Annotated in this window: 28 protein-coding genes and 1 pseudogene; 13 read left to right on the forward strand and 16 right to left on the reverse strand. The window is 65.2% G+C overall.

Features of this window, described 5'->3' with window-relative positions:
- Nucleotides 1-78 precede the first annotated feature (78 nt).
- Entirely contained in the window at nt 79-825 is a 747-nt protein-coding gene (locus tag ACWF99_RS11120) for an MspA family porin (RefSeq protein ID WP_452535731.1), read from the reverse strand.
- A 358-nt stretch (nt 826-1,183) separates the two neighbouring features.
- Between ACWF99_RS11120 and ACWF99_RS11125 the strand changes: the two genes are divergently transcribed.
- Nucleotides 1,184-2,491 carry a DUF1254 domain-containing protein gene (locus ACWF99_RS11125; protein WP_452535732.1) on the forward strand — a complete coding sequence of 436 codons (1,308 nt, stop codon included), beginning with the start codon at nt 1,184-1,186 and terminating at the stop codon, nt 2,489-2,491.
- 243 nt (nt 2,492-2,734) lie between these two features.
- Here ACWF99_RS11125 and ACWF99_RS11130 read toward each other — a convergent pair whose 3' ends face one another.
- The 8 genes and pseudogenes from ACWF99_RS11130 to ACWF99_RS11165 form a co-directional block, all read right to left on the reverse strand.
- Nucleotides 2,735-3,196: an NUDIX hydrolase gene (locus ACWF99_RS11130; RefSeq protein ID WP_452535733.1), complete on the reverse strand. Its 462-nt coding sequence runs from the start codon at nt 3,194-3,196 to the stop codon at nt 2,735-2,737.
- 72 nt (nt 3,197-3,268) lie between these two features.
- Nucleotides 3,269-3,700: a hypothetical protein gene (locus tag ACWF99_RS11135; RefSeq protein WP_452535734.1), complete on the reverse strand. Its 432-nt coding sequence runs from the start codon at nt 3,698-3,700 to the stop codon at nt 3,269-3,271.
- 180 nt (nt 3,701-3,880) lie between these two features.
- The gene (locus tag ACWF99_RS11140) at nt 3,881-4,345 is read right to left on the reverse strand and encodes a pyridoxamine 5'-phosphate oxidase family protein (protein WP_378654473.1); all 465 of its coding nucleotides are present in this window, start codon (nt 4,343-4,345) and stop codon (nt 3,881-3,883) included.
- Between the two features lie 135 nt (nt 4,346-4,480).
- The gene (locus tag ACWF99_RS11145) at nt 4,481-5,434 is read right to left on the reverse strand and encodes a hypothetical protein (protein ID WP_378627799.1); all 954 of its coding nucleotides are present in this window, start codon (nt 5,432-5,434) and stop codon (nt 4,481-4,483) included.
- Nucleotides 5,435-6,337: 903 nt separating this feature from the next.
- A complete protein-coding gene (locus tag ACWF99_RS11150) occupies nt 6,338-7,456 on the reverse strand; it encodes a PucR family transcriptional regulator (RefSeq protein WP_452535735.1) in 1,119 nt (372 codons plus the stop codon).
- A gap of 7 nt (nt 7,457-7,463) precedes the next feature.
- Complete coding sequence (locus tag ACWF99_RS11155) at nt 7,464-7,598, reverse strand: hypothetical protein (RefSeq protein WP_452535736.1); 135 nt, start codon at nt 7,596-7,598, stop codon at nt 7,464-7,466.
- A 585-nt stretch (nt 7,599-8,183) separates the two neighbouring features.
- Complete coding sequence (locus tag ACWF99_RS11160) at nt 8,184-8,576, reverse strand: DUF3224 domain-containing protein (RefSeq protein WP_378627804.1); 393 nt, start codon at nt 8,574-8,576, stop codon at nt 8,184-8,186.
- A 77-nt stretch (nt 8,577-8,653) separates the two neighbouring features.
- Nucleotides 8,654-8,887 (reverse strand): annotated as a pseudogene (locus ACWF99_RS11165) (MmyB family transcriptional regulator); the annotation flags it as partial.
- Nucleotides 8,888-9,292: 405 nt separating this feature from the next.
- Here ACWF99_RS11165 and ACWF99_RS11170 point away from each other — a divergent pair.
- The 3 genes from ACWF99_RS11170 to ACWF99_RS11180 all read left to right on the forward strand — a co-directional run bounded on the left by ACWF99_RS11170 (nt 9,293) and on the right by ACWF99_RS11180 (nt 10,362).
- Nucleotides 9,293-9,466 carry a CsbD family protein gene (locus tag ACWF99_RS11170; protein WP_378627806.1) on the forward strand — a complete coding sequence of 58 codons (174 nt, stop codon included), beginning with the start codon at nt 9,293-9,295 and terminating at the stop codon, nt 9,464-9,466.
- 126 nt (nt 9,467-9,592) lie between these two features.
- On the forward strand, nt 9,593-10,057 hold the full coding sequence (locus ACWF99_RS11175; RefSeq protein ID WP_452535737.1) for a DUF998 domain-containing protein: 465 nt from the start codon (nt 9,593-9,595) through the stop codon (nt 10,055-10,057).
- Entirely contained in the window at nt 10,039-10,362 is a 324-nt protein-coding gene (locus ACWF99_RS11180; protein WP_452535738.1) for a hypothetical protein, read from the forward strand. Before ACWF99_RS11175 ends, ACWF99_RS11180 begins: the two co-directional genes overlap by 19 nt.
- 27 nt (nt 10,363-10,389) lie before the next feature.
- Here the strand turns inward: ACWF99_RS11180 and ACWF99_RS11185 are convergent, their stop codons facing one another.
- Complete coding sequence (locus tag ACWF99_RS11185; RefSeq protein ID WP_452535739.1) at nt 10,390-10,761, reverse strand: hypothetical protein; 372 nt, start codon at nt 10,759-10,761, stop codon at nt 10,390-10,392.
- A gap of 94 nt (nt 10,762-10,855) precedes the next feature.
- A complete protein-coding gene (locus ACWF99_RS11190; protein ID WP_452535968.1) occupies nt 10,856-12,739 on the reverse strand; it encodes a potassium transporter Kup in 1,884 nt (627 codons plus the stop codon).
- Nucleotides 12,740-12,940: 201 nt separating this feature from the next.
- On the opposite strand from ACWF99_RS11190, the gene ACWF99_RS11195 reads away from it, so the two are divergent.
- The 4 genes from ACWF99_RS11195 to ACWF99_RS11210 all read left to right on the forward strand — a co-directional run bounded on the left by ACWF99_RS11195 (nt 12,941) and on the right by ACWF99_RS11210 (nt 17,519).
- Nucleotides 12,941-13,852: a DUF2268 domain-containing protein gene (locus ACWF99_RS11195; RefSeq protein WP_452535740.1), complete on the forward strand. Its 912-nt coding sequence runs from the start codon at nt 12,941-12,943 to the stop codon at nt 13,850-13,852.
- A gap of 29 nt (nt 13,853-13,881) precedes the next feature.
- Entirely contained in the window at nt 13,882-14,649 is a 768-nt protein-coding gene (locus ACWF99_RS11200; RefSeq protein WP_452535741.1) for a MerR family transcriptional regulator, read from the forward strand.
- Nucleotides 14,650-15,019: 370 nt separating this feature from the next.
- Nucleotides 15,020-16,285, forward strand: coding sequence for a lipase family protein (locus tag ACWF99_RS11205; protein WP_452535742.1), 1,266 nt, complete (start codon nt 15,020-15,022; stop codon nt 16,283-16,285).
- 25 nt (nt 16,286-16,310) lie between these two features.
- Nucleotides 16,311-17,519 carry an alkane 1-monooxygenase gene (locus ACWF99_RS11210; protein WP_452535743.1) on the forward strand — a complete coding sequence of 403 codons (1,209 nt, stop codon included), beginning with the start codon at nt 16,311-16,313 and terminating at the stop codon, nt 17,517-17,519.
- Nucleotides 17,520-17,827: 308 nt separating this feature from the next.
- On the opposite strand, the gene ACWF99_RS11215 is transcribed toward ACWF99_RS11210, so the two are convergent.
- Nucleotides 17,828-18,283: an SgcJ/EcaC family oxidoreductase gene (locus ACWF99_RS11215; RefSeq protein WP_452535744.1), complete on the reverse strand. Its 456-nt coding sequence runs from the start codon at nt 18,281-18,283 to the stop codon at nt 17,828-17,830.
- 90 nt (nt 18,284-18,373) lie between these two features.
- Here ACWF99_RS11215 and ACWF99_RS11220 point away from each other — a divergent pair, with 90 nt between their 5' ends.
- From ACWF99_RS11220 to ACWF99_RS11240, 5 genes are all read left to right on the forward strand, one after another.
- Complete coding sequence (locus tag ACWF99_RS11220; protein ID WP_378627819.1) at nt 18,374-18,835, forward strand: MarR family winged helix-turn-helix transcriptional regulator; 462 nt, start codon at nt 18,374-18,376, stop codon at nt 18,833-18,835.
- A 289-nt stretch (nt 18,836-19,124) separates the two neighbouring features.
- Entirely contained in the window at nt 19,125-19,820 is a 696-nt protein-coding gene (locus tag ACWF99_RS11225) for a glycosyltransferase (protein WP_378627821.1), read from the forward strand.
- 62 nt (nt 19,821-19,882) lie between these two features.
- Complete coding sequence (locus ACWF99_RS11230; RefSeq protein ID WP_452535969.1) at nt 19,883-20,890, forward strand: acyl-CoA dehydrogenase; 1,008 nt, start codon at nt 19,883-19,885, stop codon at nt 20,888-20,890.
- Entirely contained in the window at nt 20,872-21,624 is a 753-nt protein-coding gene (locus ACWF99_RS11235; RefSeq protein WP_452535745.1) for a PIG-L deacetylase family protein, read from the forward strand. The genes ACWF99_RS11230 and ACWF99_RS11235 overlap by 19 nt, the downstream gene beginning before the upstream one ends.
- 11 nt (nt 21,625-21,635) lie before the next feature.
- A complete protein-coding gene (locus tag ACWF99_RS11240) occupies nt 21,636-22,244 on the forward strand; it encodes a class I SAM-dependent DNA methyltransferase (protein WP_452535746.1) in 609 nt (202 codons plus the stop codon).
- A 177-nt stretch (nt 22,245-22,421) separates the two neighbouring features.
- On the opposite strand, the gene ACWF99_RS11245 is transcribed toward ACWF99_RS11240, so the two are convergent.
- The 4 genes from ACWF99_RS11245 to ACWF99_RS11260 form a co-directional block, all read right to left on the reverse strand.
- Nucleotides 22,422-22,754 (reverse strand): hypothetical protein, encoded by a 333-nt coding sequence (locus tag ACWF99_RS11245; RefSeq protein ID WP_452535747.1) that lies wholly within the window; start codon nt 22,752-22,754, stop codon nt 22,422-22,424.
- 53 nt (nt 22,755-22,807) lie between these two features.
- The gene (locus ACWF99_RS11250) at nt 22,808-24,604 is read right to left on the reverse strand and encodes a thiamine pyrophosphate-requiring protein (RefSeq protein WP_452535748.1); all 1,797 of its coding nucleotides are present in this window, start codon (nt 24,602-24,604) and stop codon (nt 22,808-22,810) included.
- A gap of 120 nt (nt 24,605-24,724) precedes the next feature.
- Nucleotides 24,725-24,955, reverse strand: coding sequence for a hypothetical protein (locus ACWF99_RS11255; protein WP_452535749.1), 231 nt, complete (start codon nt 24,953-24,955; stop codon nt 24,725-24,727).
- A gap of 405 nt (nt 24,956-25,360) precedes the next feature.
- Nucleotides 25,361-25,636 (reverse strand): GlsB/YeaQ/YmgE family stress response membrane protein, encoded by a 276-nt coding sequence (locus ACWF99_RS11260; RefSeq protein ID WP_378627834.1) that lies wholly within the window; start codon nt 25,634-25,636, stop codon nt 25,361-25,363.
- Nucleotides 25,637-25,834 lie beyond the last annotated feature (198 nt).

Raw genomic sequence — 25,834 nt, forward strand, 5'->3', positions numbered from 1 at the left:
TCGTCGTCGGTCACCGCGGCGCGCATGGCACTCTGTGCACGATCGCCACGCGTGCATCGCCGCGCGGTGCGGGGCTCATTACAGCGTGGTGGGCTCGCCGAACACCGCTCCGCTGTCGTCGACTTCGGGTGTTTTGGTCAGCACGTAGGTGTATTGGCGGATGGTGGCCGGGCCGATGCAGTTGTCGACTTTGATGTGGAAGTCGCGGGTCACGATCTGCACGGTCTTGCCCGGGATGAGTGGCTTGCCGTCCCCGATGTCGACATTGGTGATGTCGCCGGGTTGCAGGTCCAATTCCAGGAAGAGACCCGGGTCTATCGCGATGGAGGGGAGGATGCCGTTGAACTCCTGCACCTGTCCCGATTCGAACTCTTGTACCTGCCCGGACTCCTGCGTCTGGGACTGCACCGATTCGCCCGAACTCGACTGCTCGACAGTCTGCGACTGCGCTTGCTCCGTCGCCTGCCGCTGTACCTGCTCCGTCGCGTAGTTCTGCTGCGGCCCCTCGAGCCCGAATTCTGTGGTGGGATCGATGCCGGGAAGCACAGCACCGATCCTGGCCGGACAGCCCACGGAGTATCCGGTCTTGAGCACGCCCTCGGCCTGCCCGTCGAGCCGTCCGTACGCGACCGTGGAGACCAACGCTTCACGGCTGGTGGGGGTGCTGTTCAACGGCGCGATTCGATTGATGACTTCATCGTGGGTGCCGACCGTGAAACTGCCCATACCCGACTCGAAAGTCTTCTCGTGCGGCGGCAGATTGACGACATCGGCGTGCGCGGTCGGCTGCGACAGAATGGCCAGCGCTGAGACGGCGTAACTCACTCTCCGGATGATTCGCAACATGACCCCTGACACTAGTGAATCAGCCGCCGTTTCCCTGTCGTCACGCGGGCGCGTGTCCCGACCGATGCGGCTTCTTGTTCGCTCGTTCATCCGGCGCCACACCGGTTCGCCACTGTATTCACGCTCGAGTAGGGCGACGAAACGGCCCGAACCCGGCGACACAAGAAGATTTCGATATGGGTCGGATCTTTTCCACCGTGCACCGGCAGGTGCAGGATAGGAATTTGCCAAGCGATGCCATCGGAGTTCTGACTGCTTGCCGCTGGTCCGGACTATTCCCTCTGCGCTGGTGTCCGACAGGCGTTGTCCCGTTGTCGATCGATGCGATGGAGGCGTTGTGAGCGTATTGTCCAGCGATCTGAAAACCTTGAGCTACGAAGCGTATGTCTACCTGTACTCCCTCGTCACGATGGACGTCACTCGTGAGCAGCAAACCAACTCCCCGGCGGACTCGACTCCGGGGTTCGGGCCACCGAACCAGTTCCACCACATCCACGAGTTCCCTGATGTCCATTTTCGGGCGGTGGTTCGCCCGAATTTCGACACGCTCTACTCCTCGGCCTGGCTCGATCTGACCCGTGGTCCTGTGCAGATCCATGTTCCAGACAGTGGCGACCGCTATTACATGCTCCCGATGTTGGACGCGTGGACGGATGTTTTCGCCAATCCAGGCAAACGCACCACCGGCACCGGCGAACTGGACTTCGTCGTCGTCGGCCCGGGCTACACCGGTGATCTTCCCGCTGACCTGCCCGTGATCCACGCGCCGACTCAACATGTGTGGGTGATCGGCCGCACCCAGACCAACGGGCCCGCCGACTACGTGGCGGTCAACAAATTCCAGGCCGGACTCGAGATCACCGAGTTGGCCGCCCCGGGACCGTTCGAGGCCGATCCGAGCTCGGCGAGCGAGACCGAACCGCTTCGCCAGGTCAACGCGATGTCGGCGACGGAGTTCTTCGTCCGTGCCGCGGCGGCGTTGAAGGTCGACCCGCCACACGGAACCGACTTCTCCCAGCTCGCGCGCATCGCCCGGCTGGGTATCGTTCCCGGTCGAGACTTCGACGCCACCCGATTCTCCACCGACGAGCTCGCCGACATCGAAGCCGGTGTGAAGGCCGCGCGAGCGGCGGTGATGGCGGCACCGAAAGAGCTGGCGCCCCCGGTCAACGGGTGGATCAGCGTGCTCGCCAACATCGGGGTGTACGGCAACGACTATTTCCGGCGCTCGGCCATCACGTTGGCGGGCTTGGGCGCCAACCCGCCCGAAGACGCGATCTACCCGTTGCTGGCCGCCGACGCCGACGGCAAGCCGCTCAACGGCGATACCGACTACGTGATCCACTTCGACGCGGGCGAGCTGCCGCCGGTGGCGGCGTTCTGGTCGGTCACCATGTACGACGACGAGGGGTTCCAGACGCCGAACGAACTCGACCGCTTCGCCATCGGCGACCGCGACGCACTGGTGAAGAATTCCGACGGCTCGCTCGACATCTACATCTCCCACACCAACCCGGGACCAGAGCGTGAATCGAACTGGCTGCCCGCGCCGAGCGGGCCGCTCGGTATCACCATGCGGCTGTATGCCCCTCGCACGGAAGCGCTCAACGGCACCTGGACGCCTCCGCCGGTCCGCAGGGCCTGAACACGAGGACGAGTGGACCTTCACACAGGCTGATCAGCTGGTTCCGTAGAGCTCGATCTGCCACATCTTGGCGATCACCCGCTCGATGCCCTGGGTGAGGTGGCGTCGGTAGGTCGAGAACGGCAGCCCGAGCAGTTCGGCGGCCCCGCTCCTGGGTGGGTGCCGGACGCAGGTAGGTGCGGTCGAGGACGCGGTAGAGCTTCTCGCCGCGCGAGTCCTCGCGCACCGACTCGACGATCGTGGTCAATCGCGCGCGCGGCCGGTGGCTGGTTTGGTTCGCCACAGCTCGATTCCGATGTCGACGAGGTCGACTCGGTCCAGGTACTCGATGTCGGTGAGCGGATGCCAGGCGGCGAGGTCGGTCGAGCCGTTGGTTTCGTTGCGGAGTTCGCCTGCCCGGATGTGGCCTTCGTACACGATTCGCAAGCCGTGGAAGTCGGCGAATTCACCATGCGGACGCGGGTATCGGCGGTTGATCGAGTCGATCCCGAGGAGTTCGACGAGTTCGACGGTGTACCCGGTCTCCTCGGTGACCTCGCGGACAGCCGTCGCGATCGGATCCTCGCCGTGTTCCATTCCGCCACCCGGAAGCGTCCACTGCCTGTCACCGTCGGGTGATACCCATCTGGCGAGCAGGATCTCGATCGCTCCGGCCGACTCCTGAACGCACACGGCGTAGGCGGCGACTCGGAGCTCTTTTCTCACTGGGCGAGCCTACTGGCCACCAGCGGTGCGCACGTCATGAATCTCTATGTCAGGGGCGAACTCTCACACAGATCAGCGGTGTGACGGCGGCGGTAGCGCACGCTCCTGGAGACCACCCAGGAACGCGCCGACGCCCGCTGCCACGCCGACCGCGAAGCCTAGCCCGAGGAATACACCGAGCCACGCCAGGTGGGCCAGGAGTTCGGCCGATGTGAACAGCCAGATCACGAATCCCTCCGCGATGGCGACGGCCAGGAGTATCTCCCAGCACAGAGGTGACCGCGACCGCAGACCGAGGCCGACGATCAGCGCCACGTAGGGGGTCAGCGCGAGCGCGGGGAGGTAGACGACAAGGCCGACAGCGAGGCCGCCGCCGGCTTCGAGATCGTCGCGCGGGTCAGACGACGCCCCGGACAACAGCCCGAGCATTACCAGACTCCACATCGCGGCGAGGCCGAGACTCGCCAGTCTTCGAAGTCGATGTGCACGGTCACTCGCAGTCACGTACCGACGCTAACTGCCGACCGACGGCGGGGGCGCACGCTACACCGGATCTCCTGCCGAGCTCCACAGGAACTCCACCGAGCCGTCGGGTGCGGCGCTCAGTGCCACCGCCGGCTCGGGAGTGAGGCGGGCCGCGGCGTCGAGGATCATGCGGTGCCGCGAAGCCGTCCCAAAAACTCCTCACTCCGAAGGAGACCGCCGCACGCTGGAGAATGGTGTCTGCCAAGCTTCGGGGTCGGCAACAGGAAACCGGCGACCGGTCACCAGGGTGGGTACGAGTCGGATGAAGAAGTTCTTCGCCCCGGGCTGCCACGGAGAGAGGGGCAGATCCACGGTGTCCATCAGGTCACCGATCTCACGGATCCCTTCGGCTCGCCCCTTGATCACCACGCTCCAGGCTTCGTGAGATTCAGGGAGGTAACCGTCGACTTCCAAGGCGACGCGTGCATCGGACAATGCGGCGGACACCTTCGTACCCCGCGCGGATCGAAACACAATGGTTCCGTGATCGACCGCGTAGTTGAGGGGGAAAATATCCGGATGGTCATCCACCCAAACGGCGAGGCGGCCTATTTCCTCGGTACGGAGTAGCGCCCAGCTTTCATTGACAGCAAGCTCCTTGACACTCGGGTCATCGCTTCCCATCTCGTTGCCTTCCTGTCGTATTCCTCCAAATCTAAACGCCTGGTACCGGCGGAACCATCATCTCCTGATCCTTTTTGGCAGCAGAAACCTCGCTGCTTGCAAAACCCGAGAGGTCAGTTCAGAACTGGCCTCTGGTCAGCAGTTCGGCGGGGCAGGTTCATTCGCGCCACGGAATTCGAATCTGATCGCGCCGGGCGGAGCGGCGGGTAGTGCGATGGCCGCACCGTGGTCAGGGGTCCAGGTGCGGGGGACCAGGACGTAATGATCGCCGATACGGGTCAGCGGGACCAGGCCGTCATATCGGAACCGGTATGCAGCGGGAACCGCCGGATCGGGGTGACAGTCGACAGTGCGGACCTCGGTACGCGAGAGGTGCAGATCCTTTTCGCTGTAGATGACCACTCCGGGCTGGTCGGCCAACTGCGCGGCCCACTGGCGTGCCCGGGTCTGCCCGACGGCCACCGAGTAGTCGGTGGCGATCCAGAACAGGCTCAGCCCGATGATGACGAACAGCACCGACCATTCCGCGGCCGCCGCCGCGAAGGCTCGTGATTGTGCGGCCGCGTCGTCGACTAGCGGGCGCGGCCTGCGGGCGCGGCGTCGCACCACCATCAGCCACATGATGAGCGTTCCGGCGATGATCGACATGGGCGCCACACACAGCCCGCGATTGAACGGTGTCACCACGTAGATGCGGCTGAGGCCGTTGACGAGCACGGCCGCGGCCACCAACACGATGGTTGCCTTCACCCACCGGCCTGGTTCGCGGCTGCGGACCGAGTCCGGCAAGGCCAGATACCCCCATAGCAAGGTCATTCCGACGACCGCGACCACGGTCAACGGGACGAACAAGGCATCGACGGTGCGCATCAGGTATTCGCGGATGCTGGGGTCGAGGGTGGTGGAGTCGACCCCGAAGTAGTGGAAGAACCAGTAGACGTGCGCCCACCCGAAATAGAACAGCACCGCTACCAGCAATGTCGCCGGCGCGACGAACTGCCCGATGGTGCGTGCGACAGCCCCGAAACCGTCGAACGGCGAACCGGTCACCGCACGGGTCGAGCCGGACTCATTCGGTGGGTGTGACACCAGGGCTACCCTCGGTCGGCGGCACTGGCAGCGGTGCCGTCGACGGACCGGAAACGGTGGGCTCTGTTGTGCCGGGCTCTGTTGTGGTTGTGCCTGGATCTGTCGGGACGGGATCTGTCGTGGTTGTGCCCGGCTCTGTCGGGCCTGGTTCGGAAGGTGTCGTTGCGGGATAGAAGTGCCCGGGGTCTTCATCGCACGGCATCTGGATCGGATCCAGGGTGCCGGTGTAGAGGATGATCTGCGCACCCGGCTCCACGAGGACCGACGGGGTGGCACTTTCTGGGTCGTCAGGATCTGGCTTCCCGCCGGCGTATCCGGAGAGTTGGCACCGACTTCTTGTCGTATCGGTACCCTCACGTACCACCACGGTCGCACAGCCAGGACACACGGCCGCGATATCGGCCTTCACCTTGCGTTCCATCGTGACAATCGACGCGCCGGTGTTGAGGGTGATCGCCGGAATCTTGAACGGTGCCCCCCGCACCTGATCGGCATCGGTTTTTCCGGGCAGCCCCGGCGGTCCCTGAGGCCCTGCTGCGGCAGTGGTCGAGGGCGCCTCGGCGTCAGCGGTCGAAGGTACAGCTGCGTCAGCGGTCGAGCCGCCACCAGGCGGGGTGGCGTTGTCGTTCCCCTCGGGTATCGAGGTCGCGCAGCCTCCTGCTATCAGGACCGCGGCCACACAGGCCACTATGCACCGGTCGCGGATGACTCTGCTCATGCTCCGATTCTCTGAGGTCGGCTGGGCCGGAGCATGCGTAGTGCACTACCCGAGTTTTCGAGCTTCGTCATCGCCATCCTGACCTTCGGGCTTGTCATCCCATGCTCGGCACGACCACTCAGGATGGAGCGGTGCCCACCTTGGTCGGCTGCGTCCGGGGCCCGTCAGGCAGATCGCGAAGCCAGTTACTGGACGACCGTGTCGGACTGTTCCACCGACTGGTAGTCGCGCACGACAAGGGCGGACTGAAGCAACCAGATGAGTTTTGGATCGTGGGCGCTGAGCCCCACGAGGTCGTAGATACGTCGAAGCCTGTAGTCGACGGTGTTCATATGAATATGGGTTTCGCGTGAGGTGAGTCGGCGGTTGAGGCCGTTGTTGAGATGTGCGCGCAGCGTGCTGATCAGGTCCGGAAACTCGGCAACCGGGTCGAGAAACGATGCGAGACGATCCCGTCCAGGCCCTGGCCGAGTCAGCTGGTACTCGACAGCGAGGTCTCCGATCTCGTACATGCCCGGCGGGCGATGGAGTCGTGTCGCCACATCCAAGAGTTCGTGCGCCTCCTCGGCGGCCGAGGGAATCCGGTCTCGGTCGGCGTCGATCCCCACTACGGTGAGCGAGGTCAGTCCGACCGTGCTGCGGACCTTCGCGGCGGGAAATGATTCCGGCACCAGAATTGTCGCGCCGAACCGGGACTCCAAACCCGGCACAGGCTGCCCGAAGCTTGTCGACAGCATCGCCCGGAAGTCGCGCGGGGATACCGCGTCGCGCGCGGACCGATCCGCCGCCACCGCGAGCACGGTGTACCGCTCATCGGGTGGAGCCCCGTGCTCACGAGTAGCTCTCGTCGTATGCCGGCCCCTGAGCAGAGTGCGCGCCACATACCCACCGCGATCGCCGCTGGGCGGAGCGACCTCCAGATAGATCGTCGATATCGCGGCGGTCACCGAGCTCAGCGCATCCATCAGTCGGCGAACTTCGTCGAAGGGCGCGCAGCGGGCTTCGAGATCGTCCATGTGCAGCCGGAACCCTGCGTGAACATGTTGCTGCACAGTGTCGATCGGTACGCCGATGCTCGCCCACCGCGCGACAACCGGACGAAGACGCGGCATCCCGAGGCCGTGGTGTGTGCGCGCTGTGTCGGACACCAGTACCAGACAGTCGGCGACGATGGCGCTGATCTCCTCGCGCAGAACGTTTCCGCGTCGGCTACGGCGGGGGATGGTTTCGAGGATCTTGTGCGCGATCCGGTCGGTCGCCGGCGAGAGTTGCGCGGGCGAGCCGAGTTCGATGTGGCTGGTCATCGGGGGCTCACAGTGTGCCACCGCCACCGATCAACCACGAGTTGAACGCGCAGTTCAGGGCCGTGTGGTTGATGGGATCGAAGGCCTCGAGGGCGATCGAGGCCGCGCGAGATGAGCGCATGTGGGTCAGGTGATCGGACATGTCCTGTTCACACCCTTCCCGCACCGTGATGTTGCGAACGGTCGCGCATTGTCCGGGGCGCAGGAACGTCCAGTCATAGCGGCCCTGGGTCCGTGCTCGACGGCAACTCCTACGATGTGCGCGGCGGACCGGCGCATGTGCTGCTTCATTGCAACCATTTCCTACAGTTCCTATCTGATCGACCGCGCACCACGAATGCGGGTGACTAGAACCAGAATCGAGCGATGATATTGATGCGAGTCGCTTCGTTGTGGCGGCAAGCAAAGTCTGTACCTATCGGTATGTGCCGTCACTGCACTGAGGTCCAGAGTAGATAGAGGTGAATTTGTCCTCGGCGCCAAACTCTGATCAGCTACCGGCGCGCCGTTGCCCGATCGACCGCCCCGGGACCGATCAACCCATGTCAGCCGCTCTACCTTCGAGTACCTGCGGCTCCACCGCTCGCAGCAACCCGCATTCGTCTTTTGAGCCAAACTATTAGGGAATCTCGCGTGATTGCTAATCGCCGTAGCGGACCACGTTGTTCATTGCCGCGGTTGCCGCCGACGGCCTGCGAACAGCCACAGGCTCTGGGCGCAGTTGCGCTCAGAGCGTGTAGACGAGTGTCAGTACTTCCTGCTGTGCCTCCGTCGCCTGGCCCGCGATACCGGAAAGTTCTTCGGTACCCGATCCAGGCACGATTGTCCCGTACGTAGTCTGACTATCTCCGTGTGCCACACCACCGTGCTGGATTACGAAGGTTCCCCGTCGCCCGTCGAGTACGCCCTCGATCCGCTCTGAGGCAACAAACCCGGCACCGGAATCTCCCTGGGCTGTCAGGACTTCGACCACTCCCGAACCTTCGATCACCCCGGCATAGTGTTTACGAATCTGCACCCGTGTCAGCTTCGGACCCGCTTCCGGCTGGTCGTAGACCGTCTCGTTGAAGTCGATGATCTGAAAGTGCGCTTCGGCGGTACGGGCCTGCTGTTCGGTCATGTCGCCGAGCCTATTTGATCGGTTATCCGGCAGAAGCATCGACAACATCGTGGTCGACCAGCTGGCCACTTCGGTGACTATGACGAATCCTGGCTCGTGTTGGTGGCGGCGAGGCTGCCGAGCAGTTTCACGCGTTCTTCGCTGGGGGAGCCGGGTTCGGTGGTGAATCCGAACATGGTCCAGCCCGGAGTGTCGGGCAGTTCCATTGCTTCGTAGGCGAATTCGAGGTCGCCGACGTCGGGGTGATGAATTCGCTTGATGCCGGTGCGGTGGAAGCGGACGTTGTGGGCCGACCAGCGGCGGCGGAAGGCGTCACTGCGACTCTTTCGTCACCGCCGCATCGATGCCGCGAAACGTCAACCAAAGCTGGCATCGGCCTGCGCTAGGTGAATTGCCCAGTCACGAACGCCCCGAACTCTTGCAGGCACGTTCGACGCTATGACAGATGGGCGAGACCAGAAACTGGAGCTGTCGGCGGGCGGCGGCCCGGCCACCGGTAAGGATCCCTGGTCGACGGCAAGCTGGGAGTCGACTAGTTCGGGCGCGAGAGGGCTGGGAGTGGTGCACAGCTCTCTGCCGTAGACATGCACCGTTGACCCCGGCAGTTTCGGGGCGTTGACTTGAAGTCACACAGCGGCCGTCGTCGGCTGTCACGACCCATGATTTCGGATGTGTTGCCCGGTCGTCGGCGACTGAAGGCTCGAGGAAGAAGTGTCATGAGTATCAGCAAGAAGATCGCTCATTCCGCCGAGGCCACCAAGGGCAGGATGAAGAAGGTATTCGGTCGAGTCAGCCGTAACCGGACCCTCGAGATCGAAGGCCGCGCCGGTCAAGCCAAAGGAAACCTGAAACAGTCCGGCGCCAAGGTCAAAGACGCCTTCAAGCGCTAGCTCCCGGGTGCGACCAACCGTCGCGGACCATTCCAACCGGTTCCACCACCAGCGGAGCGACCGCCATGCCTGAAATACCGCGTTCTCGGCCTACGACAATTCGGCACACCAGGATGTAGGCGTCCGATGTCATCAGTTCGCCTTCCGTCTCGACTACACGTCGGTTCCATTGCCGGCCGGACCAGAAACAGCTCGGTCCGGTACATCCTGCCGCTACCGGACGCGGTCGGCCGTACTCGGCATATTTGTGCGGGACTCGCGTGGACCCTGGTGTTCGCCTATCTGCTCGCCGAGCGCGTTACCGCTACCGCATCGAAAACGGCCTATAGTTTCCGCCACGACACCATCAGCGATCTCGGCGTCACCACCTGCACCCCGAACGCGTGTTCACCCCTGCATCTGGTCATGAACGCGACGTTCGTCGCGCTCGGATCGCTCACCGTCGTCGGAGCGATCGGACTGCTCGACTACATCCCCCACGGACCGCGCCAATGGTCGATCGTGGTCCTCGCCGTCGTTATCGGTGCGAGCACCGCGGCAACCGGGGTGTTTCCTCCGATGACGGCATTGTCGTGCACGCACTGGCGGTGATGCCGGCCTTCGTATCCCGCCACATCGTGCTGATCTTGCTGACCATCTGGCTGTGGAGAAACTGGCGTATGGCCGCGATCTGGTCGGGGCTCTGCGCGACAGCCGGGTTGACCGGGACGGTGTTGCTGATGATCGGACTTCAGGTCGGCGTGACCGAACGACTCGTGTTCTACCCACTCCCGGCGTGGATGGCTGTTACCGGGACTGCCATCGTGCTCACGACCGCTCGCACCGCGATGCCGTGGCGACGCACCTTGCGGTGGATCGGTCGTCCTCGATATGAGACTGTTGGCGAAGGCCGATAAAGGCGGCCCCGGGTCGGCCGGTCCGGATCACTCGGATGCGTGACCCGACTTCGTGTCCGGATCGACCTCGTCCGCACGCTCCCATTCCTTGTCCAGGTCGGCTCGCGAATCCGCGGCATCACCGCGATGCACATGTGCCTGCTGGGCAAGCTGCTCGGCCTGCGCGGACTTGGCCTCGGCTTCGGCCTTCGCGGCGCGGCTGCGGGCGGCGATCTCGTCGGCCCGCGCCTCTCGCTGACCGACCTCGAACTCCTGTTCCGTCGCGTGGGCGCGGATGTCCTCGGCCTCGGCCCGCTGGCGTGCACGCTGTTTACGCATCAACATCAAGGCGCCGGCCACGAGCGCGACAACGACGACGACCGCGACGACGATGATCACAATCACACTGGTGGTACTCATCGTTCTACTCCTCGCACCCCCCTCGATTCTAACGCCACCGACAGTCCCGAATTCGGGCCGGTGAAGCGTCCTCTCGGGCCCGATGATCAGAGATTCAGACGTCGATGTGGGAGCCCATGATGACGGTGCGGTCGCGGGGCAGGCCGAAGTAGTCGGCGGCGTCGGCGGTGATGTGGGAGGTGGCGATGAACAATCGTTTGCGCCACGTCGCCATGGTCGGCTGGTCACCGCGGCGGAGTTCGATCTTGGAGACGAAGTAGGAGGCACGGTCGAGGTCGAGCCTTCCCTCTGTCGCCGTGGCATCGAGATGCCGCAACGCCGCGGGGATATCGGGACGTTCGGCGTAGCCGTAGCGGGCGGTGACGTGGATGATGCCGTCGTCGCCGTGGCCTAGATGGTCGACGGTGAGCCGTTCCGCGAACGGCACACGGGGCACCGGGTCGGTGGCGATGCTCACGATCGCGACGTGCTGGTGCCGGACGTGGTTGTTCTCGACATTGGCGCGCATGGCCAGCGGAGTCGTTCTCTTGCCCCGATTGAGGAAGATCGCCGTGCCGGGGACCTCGAAGGTTTTCGGTCGCCCTTCGCCGAGTTCGTCGACGAATTCCTGCAGTGGGCCTTCACGCTGTTCGCGCGCTGCGGTGACGATGTCGCGACCGCGTTCCCAGGTGGTCATGACCGTGAACGCGATGACGCCGATCAGCAACGGTAGCCACGCACCGTGCACGATTTTGGTGAGGTTGGCCCCGAGGAACAGCAGATCGATACCGAGCAGCGGCACCGCACCGAGCGCGAGCAGCCAGAACGGGGTACGCCACCGGGCGCGGGCGACGTAGAAGAACAGCAGCGTGGTGATGGTGATGGTGCCCGTGACCGCCATCCCGAACGCGTAGGCGAGGGCGTGGGAGCTGCGGAACGCGAAGACCAAGGTCAGCACCGAGACCATGAGCAGCCAGTTGATCCACGGGACATAGATCTGACCGATAGTGGATTCGGAGGTGTGCACGATCCGCAGTCGCGGCAGGTAGCCGAGCTGAGCGGCTTGGGAGGCGACGGAGAACGCGCCGGTGATCACGGCCTGAGCGGCGATCACCGTCGCGGCGGTGGCCAGCAGCACCATCGGGAGCCGACCCCAGCCGGGGACGAGCAGGAAGAACGGGCTGGTGATGTTGGCCGGGTCGGACAGGATCAGCGCGCCCTGGCCCATGTAGCTGAGCATGCATGCCGGGAACACCAGAAGCAGCCAGCCTCGGGCGATCGGACGTCGCCCGAAGTGACCCATGTCGGCGTAGAGGGCTTCGGCGCCGGTCACCGCGAGGACCACGGCGGCAAGCGCGAAGAACGCGATGTGGAAGTGGCCGAACAGGAATCCCAGCGCGTAGGTCGGTGAGATCGCCTTCAGGATTTCCGGGTTGTCGCTGATGCCCGCGATCCCGGCCACCCCGATCGCGGTGAACCACGCGATCATCACCGGCCCGAATACGCGCCCGACGACCGCGGTTCCCTTGCGCTGCACCAGGAACAGGACCACGATGATCACCGCGGTGATCGGGATGATGAACTCCTCGAGCGACGGCTCGACGATCTTCAATCCCTCGACAGCCGAGAGAACCGAGATCGCCGGGGTGATCATCGAGTCGCCGAAGAACAACGAAGCACCGAAGATCCCCAGTGCCGCAAGGAAAGCCGCCGTCCGTTTGCCGCCCGGCGCGCTCCAGCGCCGCAGCAGCGTGATGAGCGCCATGATGCCGCCCTCGCCGTCGTTGTCGGCGCGCATCGCGAGCGTCACATAGGTGATCGTCACGATCACCGTGACCGACCAGAAGATCAGCGAGACGATCCCGAACACGTTGTCCTGGCTCACCGGCACCGGATGCGGGTCGGCCGGATCGAACACCGTCTGCAGGGTGTAGATCGGGCTGGTGCCGATATCGCCGAACACCACACCCAGGGCCGCGACGATCGCGGCAAGTCGCACGACCTCGCGACCTGCCCCCTGTCCGACCGGGGCCGAGGCGGCGTGGGTGGGTGTTTCGGTCACAGGTTGTCCTTCCGTGGCGAGCACCTGATGGGCGGTGCTGCCGTGACGATATCGCCCGTGACCGTGGTCGGATCGTGCGGACTTTGATCGAGGAATCGGTTGACCTTGACGTAGCGGAAATGTTTATGGTCGCTTGACATGACCATTTCAATGATTGACAGTGCCTCGGGCATGACCCGCGTCCTGACGGCGGAGCAGCAGGATCGCGCCGACCTCATCCGTGAGATCTGGGCTCCGATGGCGGGGATGTACCACTTCATCCCCGGCGGCGTGGACATGGCCACCGTGCACCAGCAGAACTTCGGCTTCCGTCCGGACTCCGGCGCGATCGAGCAGGTCCGCGAAGGACTGGAGACCCTTGTCGCGGCCGATGCGTGGACCCGCGTCGAGAAGGCTCTCGAGGACGGCGCCACAGCGTTGGCGTCTGCCGATCCAGGCGTGACGATCCCGGACTTGAATGTGCTGCTCGTCCTGGGTGATCCGACCAGCACGCACTTCGTCGACGAGGTGCAGGGGATCTCGGGGTTCGGCGGTATCAGCGGATACATCGCGATCACTGTCTGGCCGTCCGCTTGTGTCCTCGACCGCCTGGAGGCGATCGCGGTGCACGAACTGCACCATAACGTGCGCTACTCACCCGGCGGGATCGTGTGGAACCCACAGACGGTGACGGTCGGCGAGCACGTGGTTGCCGAAGGACTCGCCGACGTTTTCGCGTCCGAGCTGTACGGCGACGTCGGCTACACCCACTTCGTGCGCGACGAAACCCGCTTCGACGACGAGGTTCTGGCCAAGGTGGCCGGCGGGCTGGGCGTCACCGGTATGGCGGACTTCGCCGCCTGGGTCCTCGGCGACTCCAGCGCACAACTGTTCGGTACCGAGCCTGTCGGCCTGCCGACCGGGGCCGGCTATGCGGCCGGCGTCCGGCTCGTCCGCGCTTACCTCGACGCCACGGGCACCACGGCTGCCCAAAGCATCCACACTCCGGCCGCCGACATCCTGCGCATCGCGCTGCCACGGCTGGGCCTGACAGCGGACGCGGCACACTGAGCAGAATGTCGAACGGCAGGAGCCCGGCAATGGAATGGACGGTGCACGAGCTCGCGGAACGCGCAGGCATCAGCGGCCGCACACTGCGTCACTATCACCGCATCGGGCTGCTCGAACCCGATCGCGTCGGGTCCAACGGCTACCGCTACTACGGTCCCGACGCGGTCGCGCGCCTGCAACGCATCCTCCTGCTCCGCGACACGGGTATGGCACTGGCCGACATCGCCGCTGTCCTCGACGCACCCGAGACACCGGCCGCCGAGATCGAGGCGCTCCTCGCGCACCTGACGCAACTCACTGAGGACCGCCAGGCACTGGACCGGCGCATCAGCGCGGTCGAGCACACCCTGCAGATGCGTCGACAGGGTCGCGAACCTCGCATGGACGTCATGCTCGAAGGCTTCAACGATCGCTACGAAACCGAGGTCGTGCGACGGTGGGGGCGCGAAGCCTTCGACGCATCGAACCGATGGTGGCATGCTAAATCCATTGAACAGCAACGTGACTGGCAAACCGGCGCGCAGGCCCTGCTCGACAGCTGGGCAGAGATCCACGAAGCGGGCCACATGCCCGGCTCAACCGTTGCCCAACAGCATGCCGCTGTCCATCTGGCGTGGTTCGCCGACATCCCCGGGACACCCACCCACGCCGGCGATGCCGAACTATCCGCCGCGATGGTGCGAGGCATGGCCGATCTCTACGAGACCGACCCCGACTTCCACCAGACCTTCGGCAGCCCAGAGGCCGCGGAGTTCGCCGCGAACGCCCTGCGCATCCATGTGCAGCACCCGGCTTGACAGTGCGATCGGCCGCCCGGGCGGGTGGGCGTGGCGCGGCGTGGTGATGGGCCGACTGTCGACATCAGGCACGCTCTTATCGAAGACGGCTGCCATCTACGAAGAATTCATAGCTGAAGGCTATATAAAAGCGGCTCTGTGGCGTGCCTGTCGCAGATGCGAGGCGCTTCGGTGTAAGCATCCAGAAATGGGATATTTAGGATGAAATACCAGCTCATCGTGCCTGCGGATACCTGAGATCTCCTGCGCTGAACCCTGTGTGTACGGTCTACCCCATTCAGCAGCAGGGTGTCACACATCACAGGGAGGTTTAGTTTTGAGGAGGCGTGTATGCAAATGGTCGGCGGTTCTGTCAGGAGCGGTCGTCGCGGTGAGCGCCGGCCTGGTATCGGCGCCGGTGGCATCGTCGGTGCCGACCGCTGAGGTAGCCGTCGGCGACTTCTACAGCACGCCGATGCCGCTGCCCGATGTGGCGGCGGGGGCGATCATCCGGACGGAGCCCGCGCATCTGGCCCTGTCTGCGCCGGGGCAGCCGGAAATGATCCCCGCATCGGCGACTCGAATCATGTATCGCAGCAGCGACACCCATGACGAGCCGACCGCGGTGGTCGGGACGTACATGGAGCCCGCAGCGCCATGGACCGGACCGGGCGAGCGACCCCTGGTCGCTTTCGCGGGTGGTTCGAAAGGGCAGGGCGATCAGTGTGCTCCGTCGAAATTGCTCGCGAAGCTCGTCGACGTCGAGCCGCCGATGGACGTGATGGTCGAGTTCGACGTGCTGGCGTTGTATGCGCTGCTGGCCCGCGGAATGGCGGTCGTGATGACCGATTACCAAGGCCTCGGCACGCCCGCCGTGCACGATTTCCTCAACCGGAAGTCGCAGGGATATGCCGTGCTCGACGCCGCGCGGGCGGCGTTGGCGCTGCCGGGCAACGGCCTCGGCGCCGGTGCTCCGGTCATGCTGTACGGGTATTCCCAGGGCGGTTCGGCCACGGGTGCTGCCGCGGAACTGCAGCCGTCGTACGCTCCCGAGCTGAACGTGCGCGGCGCGTACGTAGGGGCCCCGGTGGTCGATGTCATGGCCTTCGTCGCGCACAGCGACGGCAAGGCGCATCTGGCACCCGCCTACGCCTGGCTGTTGAACGGTATCGCCGCCGATTACCCCGATGCCCGGGTGGAACTGGACGCCGAACTCAACGACACCGGCAAGGCGATCCTGGCGGAAGCCCAGGGCAAATGCGCTGTGCTCAGCGGGATCGCGCAGAAGTTCCCGAGCACCGCGCAGTGGACAACCAGTGGTGAACCGCTGCGCGCGGTCATCGAGCGGTTGCCGGTGGTGTCGCAAGCCGTCGCCGATCAGCAGCTCGGGAACCAGACTCCGGCTGTGCCGATGCTCGTAGCGTCGAGCCGCAACGACGACGTGCCGCCGTTCGGCACCGTCCGATCGACCGTGGCGCAGTGGTGCGCCGGTGGTGCGGCCGTCGAACTCGACGCCGACCTCCAAATGCCTGCGATCGCGGGCACCGCGCCTGACCACGTGGTGTCGTTCTTCCCGGCGTTGGACGCGTCGCAGCGGTGGATGACCGACAGGCTCGCGGGTCAGCCCGCACCGACGAACTGCGCGAGGCTGCCTTGACCCCAACGTTTCGATGAGGATGTCGATGCGGGTGCCGCGGCCGCGGCACCTGCTCGATCGCTACTTGGTGCCGACGGCGGATCCGAAGCGATATCTCTGGGCATTCGGATTGGTGGCGCCGGTTTGCGCGTTGCTGCCCTCACAGCTGGTGATGCGAACCGGACTCGCGGTCTTCTGGTGGATCGAACCGATTATCGTGCTGTTCGCGATTCCGGTGCTGGATCGCCTTGTCGGTGAAGACGGCCACAATCCCAGCGACGAGGATTACGAAGAACTCGGTGCCAACCGTTATTACCGGTGGTGTACCTACCTGTTCCTCCCGGTGCAGGTCGCTGCCCTGGTGATCGCGTGCTACCTGTGGGTCGATCCGCAACTTCGATTCGTCGACAAGCTGGGGTTGGCCGTGACTGTCGGCTTCTTGGCGGGGATCGGGATCAACGCCGCGCACGAACTCGGTCACCGGGTCGAGCGGCTCGAGCGGTGGCTGGCGAAGGCGGCGCTGGCGCAATCCGGGTACGGGCATTTCTACGTCGAGCACAATCGAGGCCATCATGCTCGGGTCGCCACGCCGCAGGACCCGGCCAGCGCGCGGTTCGGTGAGTCGTTGTGGAAATTCTTGCCCCGCAGCGTGATCGGGGGATTTCGGTCAGCGCTCGAACTGGAGCGGGACCGGCTGCGACGCCAGCAACGCTCGTGGTGGTGCCCGCGCAACAACATTCTGCAGTCGTGGGCGATGACGGTGGTGTTGTTCGGCGGGCTCGTCGCGACGTTCGGGCCCGGTGTCCTGCCTTATCTCGCCGTTCAGGCGGTGATCGGCGTCTGGCTGCTCGAGACGGTGAACTATGTCGAGCACTACGGCCTGCTGCGACGTCGATTGCCCAACGGTCGCTGGGCGCGCTGCTCGCCGGCCGACAGCTGGAACTCCGACCGCCTCGTCACCAACATCTTCCTGTTTCACCTGCAGCGGCACAGCGATCATCACACCAATCCCGGGCGCCGGTACCAGACCCTGCGCACCGCGTCCGAGGCACCGCAGCTGCCCGCAGGCTATGCCACCATGATCGTCGTCGCGTCGGTGCCGGTGCTGTGGCGGCGCACTATGGATCATCGAGTCCTGGCGCATTACGACGGCGACCTCACCCGCGTCAACACGATGCCCCGCCGAGTTCGGCGTGCGGGTCGCAGGTCGAAGCGATTGCGAGGAAAGCTGGGCAGTCGTCTCGCGGGACGATAGAGGTGCGAGGACGAGCGATGTCGACCGAGGATGAGCGTTGTTTCGAGCGTGGCGAAGCGCTGGCCGATGCAGCCGCGGGGCCGTGGCCGAAAAGCAGCCAAGCGGGAATCATGACTTCGGCACACTCGACTCGACACCCAACCTGACTATCGAGCGAACCTTCCAGGCGGGCAACAGAATCGTCGTGATCGCATGGTTCGAAGGGGCAGTCCGCGGAACCAGTACGATCATCCACGGTCACGAGGTTGCCCTCCTGGAAGTCGTCGACGATCTCACCGTTCATCGGGCTCCAGCTGCACGACAAGCTCTTACCGCTGGGCTGCCGGAATCAGGCTGGGAGCGGTTTTGAACGAGATCGCCTCCATGATCGGCTTGCGTTTGGTGTTCTGAAACGCCGCGACGCGCCACTGTCCGGATGGCTCGCGGACCAGCGTGTAGGTCTGCACCTTGGTCAGCTTCTTGGGGCGGTCGCCTTTGTAGGATTCGCCGCGCCCGGTGACCACGGCCGTGTCCGGCCCGGGGAATCGGACGTCGAGGATTTCGTCGGCCAATTGGGTGCCCTTGAGGTACTTGGCGAACAGCGTGCGGTGGCTTTCGATGATGTCGCTGCGCCCGCGGTAGTAGGTGCCGACAAAGGTGATGTATGTGGCGTCCTCGGTGAATGCTGCCCCGTAGGCATCGGCATCGTGACGACGCCAGGCATCGACGAGTCCGGCGATCACCTCGGTAACCGCCTGCTGATCAGCTTGGGTGTTGGTAGCCACGATTTCCTCCGTGTGGGTAGTATGCGAGATACCTGCATGTAGTCAGTATCTGCATGCGTGCAACTATCAGAGTAGGAGACATCGAGCACCATGGCAACTACCGCGCAGCAGAATTCCGAAGAGGAGGTCTTTCGCGCCTACCTCGATGCCGTCGGGTTGCACGGCATGGCCGGCGCGGCAGCGGCAGGACTGCAAGCTTCGGAGTGGTACGCGCTCAGTCAGCTCGCATTGGCCGGCACATTGACCTCGGGACAGTTGTCAGAGCGGACCGGCCTGACCACCGGCGCGACCACCCGCCTCATCGACCGGCTGGAACGGGCCGGATACGCCCGTCGAATAGGCGACCCGTCCGACCGCCGCAAGGTAGTCGTTGAACCGGTGACCGAGGCCCTCGCGGGAATCGGCGAGCTGGTAGCGCCGGCCCGCCGCAGAATCGCCCAGGTCCTCGACCGCTACACACCGGAACAGCGTGCGCTGCTCTTCGACTACTTCGCCCATGCCGCACCCGCCTTCCGCGCGGCAACCGAAGAGATCCGGGCAGGCAGGCCATGAGGAGCGGGAGATCCAGCTCGTCACGCAGGTAGACGGGCGGATACTCGTGAACCGACCCCAACGGTGGGACAGGAGGCTCTTCCGTGTCCACACTGACGACGACCAGCGTTCCGGGAAATGTTCTGGCGCAATCGAACTGTGTAGCCGCGGTGAGCTTGTGGGGCACCGCATTCGGTGGCGCGGTGGTGAACCTCCAGGTCGGGAAGGGGTCGTGGCTGTTTGCCCTCTGTAAAGGCGGGTAGGCGTACCTCATGAAATCAGTCGTTGGTCGCGATGTGCAGTGCAGGTCATGATCGGTGAGATCGACAGGGTCGTCGTGGTGGTTCCGGCCCGGAACGAGGAACGGCTGCTGCCTCGATGTCTTACGGCTCTGGAACGTGCCGTGAGCCGAATAGACATTCCGGTTCGTGTCCAGCTCGTGCTCGACGCCTGCACCGATGGCTCGGCACGGATTGCGTCGGCGGCCGAGGTGCTGACAGTAAGCGAGCGCAATGTCGGCGCCGCGCGGCGGCGAGGATTCGAGCACGCGGGTGCGGGGTGTGACGGCCGAACCTGGTTTGCGACCACCGACGCCGACTCCGAAGTCGAAGACTCCTGGTTGTCTTCCCAGCTCGAGTACGCGCGGCGAGGTTTCGAGTTGGTGGCGGGCGTAGTGGCGGTGCGGCAGTGGGGCGCGCACTCCGCGCAGGCCCGACGGGTCTACGAGCGCGAATACCGCAACCACGGGCCGGACGGTCACGGCCATCTCCACGGCGCTGCGCTCGGCTTCCGGGCCGACGCGTACTGGGGAATCGGCGGCTTCCGCGCGCTTCGCACCGGCGAGGACGTGGACCTGGCCGGGCGCCTGCTCGCCGCGGGGGCCAGGATCGCCTGGGCAGAAGACGTGCGCGTCACGACCTCTGCCCGGCGGAGGGGCCGCGCGCCGCACGGTTTCGCCGAGCATCTGCGCGGGCTCGGCCGTGACGAGCCGCAGGAGGTCTCATGACGTCGGTGGACAGCCGCTCCGTCGGTCCACCCGCAGCAACCGAGCTACGGACCTCAGCTGCGATGAAGTCGCTGGCGAGATCGGCGAGGCTGGATCTCCCGTTGCCGGGCTCGGGACGCACACTCGCGCGGTGGCGCACCCTGGCCGAAATAGCGTACGAGGACACAGTTCTCGGCCGCCTGGCGGAGGCGCACACAGACGCCGTAGCGATCATGGCCGAGCTCGGTCGTGGCGATCCGGTGCACCGTTCTACCGTCGCCGGCGCCGCTGGTCCGCGATCTGAGACTGAATGTCGCGCGGCAGCGCCCGGCGAGATCTGGGGAGTGTGGGCCGCGGAACCGCCTTCTCCGGTGTTGCGAGCACACAGGGTCTCCGATGGTTGGGTGCTGGACGGGCGCAAACTGTGGTGCTCAGGTGCGAGTATGTGTACGCATGCACTGGTCACGGCGGTCGCGGACGAGCAGACAGCACTGTTCGCGGTGCCGCTCGACCGTGCTGTCGCCCAGCCGGTGCCCGGGACCTGGCATGCGGTCGGTATGGGCGAATCCGACTCCGGTGCTGTCGATTTCGACCACGCCGCAGCGAGAATGGTCGGTGCCCCCGGTGAGTATCTGAGCCGCCCCGGATTTTGGCACGGTGCCATCGGCGTGGCCGCTTGCTGGTACGGCAGCGCGTGCGCGGTCGCCGAAGCGCTGCATCGGTACGCGGCCGCCGGGCGCGCCGACGACCACGCGCTCGCCCACCTGGGCGCGGTGACCGCAGCGCTGTCCACCGCCCGCGCCAGCCTTTCCACCGCCGCCCACGCGATCGACGACGATCCGCGAGACACCGCCGGGTACGGGCGAATCCGTGCCCGCACCGTCCGTGCGGTTGTCGAAACCGCGGCCACCGAGACCTTGGACCGTGTCGGGCGCGCGCTCGGGGCCGGACCGCTGTGCGGTGACAGACCCCATGCCCGCAGGGTCGCGGACCTGACCGTGTACCTGCGCCAGAGCCATGCCGAACGCGATCTGGCCGACCTCGGCCGCGACCAGGCGGAAAAGGAGTTCACGTGGTTGCTCAGCCGCTGATCGATACCGAGGCTCCCGGCGCATGCGAGGGTGTCTGGGCGCAGTGGCGGGCGAGTCGACCCGAACTTCGGATCCAGGATTGGCGCCATCTCGTGGTCGTCGCGCCGCATCCCGATGACGAGGTGCTCGGAGCGGGCGGGCTCATCGCGCTGTTGCGGTCCGCCGACATCCCGGTCACGCTGATCGCGGTCACCGACGGTGAAGCATCGCATCCGGGCTCACCCACCTACGCTCCTGCTGAGCTGGCCGCGCTGCGTATCGAGGAATCGCAGAACGCGGCCTACGAACTCGGTACCGGAGCGCCGATGCGCCTCGGCATGCCTGACGGCGGTATCGCTGAGCAGGAGACCGAGCTCGCCGATCTGCTCGGCTATGTCTTGTCCCGCCTCGGTGGACCAGGAGTGCGATGCGCGGCAACCTGGCGCCACGACGGTCACCCCGACCACGAAGCAGTCGGCCGCGCCGCCGCCACGGCCTGTGGGAACACCGCGACCGAGCTGCTCGAGTACCCGGTATGGATGTGGCATTGGGGCGCTCCGCAGCATCCGCGAGTGGCTTCGGAGAGTGCTTACGCACTGCCACTGCTGCCGTCGGCGGTTGCGGCCAAGGCGCGGGCGATGGCCCAGCATCGCACCCAGATCCGCCCGCTGTCGGATCATCGGGCCGACCGTCCTGTCCTGCCCGCGCATATCCTCCAGCGGTTCACCGCACCGGACGAGGTCTTCTTCCAGTGAACGAAACACCCATGCCACCAGGCTATTTCGATCGGATGTATGCTCGCGACGTCGACCCGTGGCGCTTCACCACCCGCTGGTACGAGCGGCGCAAACGCGCATTGACGATGGCGATGTTGCCCAGGGCGCGTTATCGAAGAGGGTTCGAGCCCGGCTGTTCCATCGGTGTGCTCACCGATGAACTCGCCGGACGTTGCGATCATGTGGTGAGTACCGATATCGCTGAGCGCGCGCTCGACGCTGCGCGGTCGCGACTGTCGCGCCCCAACCGCACGCCGGTGGAGTTCAGGCTGTGGGGTCTGGGACAGCCCTGGGAGACAGAGGATTTCGATCTGATCGTCTTCAGTGAAGTCTGCTACTACCTCGACACCGCGAGCCTGCGCGACGTCTTCGAGCAAGCCGTGGCTCACCTCGAGCCGGGGGGCACCCTGCTGTGCGCGCACTGGCGCCACGTCGTGGCGGATTACCCGCTGACCGGCGACGAGGTTCACGCGATCGCCCGACAAACCGCAGGCCTGTCAGCATCGGCTCATTACGACGACGAGGACCTGCTCATCGACGTGTTCGCGGCGTCGACCGGGATTCCACCCTCGGTGGCCGAGGTCGAGGGTCTCGTCTGATCCAGCCGAATTACCGATGCCGGTCGCGCGAATCGCGCGCGGGCATGGCCGGTGACGCAATCTCATGCGTCGACTGGGGCGGCCGGTGTCATGTCGTAGGCGGTCTGGACGGTTTCGTTGCGGTGGGTCATGTCGGTGCCCGACCCGAACGTGCGAAGAGCAAACGGTGCCGCCGGCTCAGTGTCCGCGCTGATCGGTGAGCTTCAGCCCTTCCTTCGCTTTCACGCGACGATGTTCGAGCAGGAGCCAGGCGACACCGGTACCTGCCAGCACGACCGCCGCGATGCCGGCGATCACCGCCCAGCCGCCGAATCCGTAGCCGGTGGCGGTCAGAAACAGGCCCAGCGCGATGATTCCCATGGCGCACAGGACGATTCCGGGAAAGTTGTATCCGTCCTCGAGGCCTTCGCCCGCGTGACTGCGCGTCGTTCGCGAGTGATCGGGAAATTCACCGCTGGCCTGGTCGGGTTGACGCTGCACGGCACCACGCTGTCGATCCGAATATGCCATTGGATAGCTCCCTCCGAGTGGGTATTGCTCGGCTATACCCACTGCGTCGTGCCTCAATCGGCCCGACCTCGAGGCCGAAGTTCCTGGGCCTTGCTCTTCACACCTTGGACCAGCAGATGCCATGCGCCCGGATCGCCCGCGAGTACGGCGCGACCCATGTCCTTGATCTGCTCGGTAGTGGCGTGGGGCGGGATGGGCGGCACCTCGGGATCGCAGCGGATGTCGAGCAGTATCGGGCGGTCCGCGGCCAGCGCGCGATCCCAGGCGGGCCCGATGTCGTCGGAGTTGTCGACGGTGATCGCCTCGATGCCCGTGCACCGAGCGATATCGGCGTAGGAGACATCCGGAAGTGTCTGCGACTCTTCGAATTTCGGTGCGCCGCCCATGCCGCGCAACTCCCAGGTGACCTGATTGAGGTCATTGTTGTGGAAGACGCAGACGATCAGTCGCCGATCGGCCCACAGGTGCTGGTAGCGGTGGATCGTGATCAGCTCGTTGAGGCCGTTCATCTGCATCGCGCCGTCGCCGACCAGTGCGATCACCGGGCGGTCGGGGTGCGCGAACTTCGCGCCGATGGCATAGGGCACCGCGGCGCCCATGCTGGCCAGCGTGCCCGACAACGAGCCGCGCATGGTGGCGCGCATGCGTAGGCAGCGGGCGTACCAGTTGGTGGACGAGCCCGAATCCGCGGTGATGACCGCGTTGTCCGGAACGCGCTGCGACAGTTCCCACACCACCCGCATCGGGTTGGCCGGGTCCGCGCCGAGCATGCTTTGGCGCTCCAGTGTCTGCCACCAGTGCCGCACGTTCTGTTCGACAATTTCGCGCCAGGATCGGTCGTCTCGGTGTTCGAGCAGCGGGATCAGTGCACGCAGTGTGGCTTTCGCGTCGCCGACCAGGTTCACCTCGGTGGGGTAGCGCATGCCGATCGACGCGCCGTCCCGGTCGATCTGCACGGCCCGGGCTTGATCCAGTTCGGGCAGGAACTGGCTGTAGGGGAAGTTCGAGCCGACAATCAGCAGGGTGTCGCAGTCGCGCATCAGCTCATAGCTCGCGCGGGTGCCTAGTAGGCCGATCGAGCCGGTGACGAAGGGTAGGTCATCGGAGAGCACGTCTTTGCCCAGCAGTGCCTTGGCGATGCCCGCCCCGGTCAATTCGGCGACCTCGAGCACCTCCTCGGCCGCACCGCGCGCGCCTTGGCCGATGAGCACAGCGACCTTGGTTCCGGCGTTGATCACCTCCGCCGCCCGCTCGATCTCCGCGCGCGCCGCGACCGAGGTGCTCCATGAAATGCTCGGCGGGCTCGACGGCACCTCTTTGAAGGCATGCGTCGGTGGCTCGTAGCGCTCCTCCTGCAGATCGGCCGGAATGATCACCGCGGTCGGCGCGCGGCACGTCAGGGCGGTGCGGATCGCACGATCGAGCGCGTTGGGCAGCTGGTTGGCGACATTGACCTCGACAAGGTAGTCCGAAGCCACGTCCTTGAACAGCGACTGCAGGTCTACCTCCTGCCGGTAGCTGCCGCCCATCGCGCTGCGTGCGGTCTGACCGACGATGGCGACCACCGGCACATGATCGAGCTTGGCGTCGTAGAGGCCGTTGAGCAGGTGAATCGCGCCCGGTCCCGAGGTGGCCATGCACACGCCGACGTTGCCGCTGAACTTCGCGTATCCGGTGGCCTGGAAGGCCGACATCTCTTCGTGCCTGCTCTGCACGAACCGCGGCGAGTTCTCGGCTCGCCCGAATGCGGCGACGAGGCCGTTGATGCCGTCACCGGGGTAGGCGAAGACCTGCCCGACACCCCATTCCCGCAGCCGCGCGAGGACGTAATCCGCTACCTGCATCGACATGGTTCTCCCTTCCGGGCCGAGCTGGTCGGTGTGCCGGGTATCGGTCCTTCTTCTGCGCCGGGACAATTATTTCTGTGGTCGTACCGCGCACACCTGTTCCTAAACAGCCCGGGCGCGGAATCAGAAGCCGACGAGCCCCGACGCCAGATCCACGGTGTTGATGATCTGTGTGACCTGCTGACGTGCGTTGGGGCACTGGTCGCGCGTGACCACGTCGATCGCGTCGCGATGGCGGGCAACGGCGATATTGATCGCACCGTTTCGCAGCGCCCAGGTGTGTACGACGCCGTTGAATTTCACGCGAGCGATGGCGCTGCCCTGTTGGCGCCAGCCGGCGAGATCGGCCCACATCGTGTCGCACAGCTGCGCACCCGCGGCTGGACCGATGGCCGGTGCGTCGGCAGAGGCCGGGCCTCCGCCAGGGCCTCGCGATTCGGTAGTCGTCGCGCAGGCGATAACCCCCGCCGAGACGAGAGCACCCAACAATGCGAGGCGGCCTAGGAGGTGGACGTGACGGCGCGTTCGTCTCATGAACAGGGAGTTCTCCTTCGAACGGGAACATGACGGTTTCACTGTTCGAATGCCCGCATCTTCGGAGACGAATCGATTACCGCACTGCGAAACACCTTGCTGTGACGGCGATTACAGGCATCCGCTGGAGAGTTGCGGGGTGCTGGGCACTGTGTGGAGACAGGGGCGGCCCGAAGCCGTGAAGGCTTCGGGCCGTGCACTGCGGTTGTCCCAGTCCGGTGGCGGCTAACGCGATGCGCCGCGACGCCCGGTGACCAACCCGACGAGGAACAAGAGAATGACCGCGCCGGCGATGCAGGTGAAGAAGCTGAACCACAGTCCGCCGCCGTTGACATCGACACCGAACAGTTTGAGCACGAATCCACCGAGCAGGCCGCCGACGACGCCGACGACGATGTTGAGCAGGATCCCTTGCTGGGCATCGGTCTTCATGATCTTGCTGGCGATCCATCCGGCGAGTCCGCCGATGATGATCCATCCGATTATTCCGAGACCGAGCATGGTCTACTCCCATCATCCGAATGCGCTGGCGAGCTCCCGGTTCAGTCGCTCGGCAGCGGCATACCCCGCCGCTGCGTAAGCAATCAGGCATCGCCGAAGTCGACGTGCGGCGCCTTTTCCGGGTGAAGCAAAACCATGCTGTTTGCCGCGCGGGTATCGCGGTAATCACCCGGAGACGGCGATCTGCGAGCGAAGGGA

The sequence above is a fragment of the Nocardia sp. NPDC055002 genome (assembly GCF_053608825.1).